We start from the raw sequence: 1,632 nt of genomic DNA, 5'->3' as shown, positions 1-1,632 counted from the left end.
CTGCCGCCCGTGCGGGCGTCGAGTCGGGTTTACCGGCCCGGCACACGTTGCATACAGTTTCGAAAAGAGCCGGGCGCAGGGTTTCGATAGAACATCGAAAGTTGCCGCCGGTTCGCCCTCGGGCGCCGCGGCCCCGACCCGAGTGGAGAACCCCCATGGACAGCGGCAATACCGCATGGCTGCTGACGGCGATCCTGGCCGTCGCGCTCATGCTTCCGGGCCTGGTCCTCTTCTACGGCGGCATGGTCAGCCGCCGGACCACGATGAACATGATGCTGATGGTGTTCGTCTCGTTCTGTCTGACCGCCTTCCTGTGGGTCGCGTTCGGCTACTCGATGGTGTTCGGCGACTCCCTGGGCGGCGCCGGGCTGCTGGGTGACCCGACCGAGTTCGCCGGCCTCGGCCGGCTGCTCGAGGCGGGTGAGGGCGACGCGCTGCCGCCGCTCGGCCTGGCCGCCATCCACCTGTGCTTCGCCGGCCTGACCATCGGCATCGTCGCGGGCGCGGTGGCCGACCGGATGAAGTTCGGCGCCTGGATGCTGTTCTCGGCGCTGTGGGTGACGCTGGTCTACTTCCCGGTCGCGCACTGGGTGTTCGCCTTCGACTCCGAGGACGGCGCGGTCACCGGCGGCTGGATCGCCAACACCCTGGAAGCCGTCGACTACGCGGGCTCGACCGCCATCCACGTCAACTCGGGTGTGGCCGCCCTTGCCATCGCCATCGTGCTCGGCCGTCGCCGCACCTGGCCGGTGCAGCCCAAGGCGCACAACCTGCCGTTCGTGATCCTCGGCGTCGGCCTGCTGCTCACCGGCTGGCTCGGCTTCGACGGCAGCGCGCTCGGCGCGGCCGACAACAACGCGGCCGTCGCGGTCTTCAACACCCTCGTCGCCGCCTGTGCGGGCACCTGCGCCTGGCTGGTCGTCGAGCGCGTCCGCGACGGCGCGCCCACCACCCTCGGCGCGGCCTCGGGCGCCATCGCCGCCCTGGTGGCCATCACCCCGTCCTGCGGCGCGGTGTCGCCGATCGGCGCGCTGGCCATCGGCGTCGCCGCGGGCCTGGTCTGCTACTTCGCGGTCCTGCTCAAGCACCGCTTCCGCTTCGACGACGCGCTCGACGTGACCGCCCTGCACTTCATCGGCGGCGTCGTCGGTGGCCTGCTCATCGGCCTGCTCGCCGCGCCCACCGCCCCCAGCGGCGCGAAGGGCCTGTTCTACGGCGGCAGCATCGATCTGCTCGGCCGCCAGGCCCTGGCCATCGCCGCGGTGTTCGCCTACACCTTCACCGTCACCTGGGTGCTCGCGAAGATCGTCGATCGTGTCATGGGCATCCGCGTCGACGACGAGACCGAGCGTCTCGGCCTCGACATCGTCCTGCACGCCGAGAACGCCTACGAGGACACTCCCGAGCCCGCGCAGTCGCCCCGCGGCCACGCCGAGCCCGCGAGCACCCTCCAGGCGCCCGCCGGGGAGCCGCTGGAGGTGGTCCGCGGCTGAGTTCTTCCCAGCGAAGAGGGGGGCGCGGGACCGGGCCGCCCCCAGCGATGGAGACCGGGGGAGGGTTGTTGGCGGGTTTATGGGGGGGGGGGGGGGGGTCGGGGGGGGGTTTTGGGGGATTTCATACCCACGGGCCACA

Annotated in this window: 1 protein-coding gene; it reads left to right on the top strand. The window is 71.4% G+C overall.

Annotated features, from left to right (window positions below):
* Positions 1-155 precede the first annotated feature (155 nt).
* Complete coding sequence (locus tag QH283_RS27695; RefSeq protein WP_280505873.1) at positions 156-1,493, top strand: ammonium transporter; 1,338 nt, start codon at positions 156-158, stop codon at positions 1,491-1,493.
* Positions 1,494-1,632 lie beyond the last annotated feature (139 nt).

The sequence above is a fragment of the Nocardia farcinica genome (assembly GCF_029867845.1).
GTDB lineage: Bacteria > Actinomycetota > Actinomycetes > Mycobacteriales > Mycobacteriaceae > Nocardia > Nocardia farcinica_A.
This window is presented reverse-complemented; position numbering and strand designations above follow the sequence as displayed.

What these genes read in the sequence shown, in the direction of transcription:
- QH283_RS27695 (WP_280505873.1), top strand. Translation starts at nt 156, where the DNA reads ATGGACAGCGGCAATACCGCATGGCTGCTGACGGCGATCCTGGCCGTC.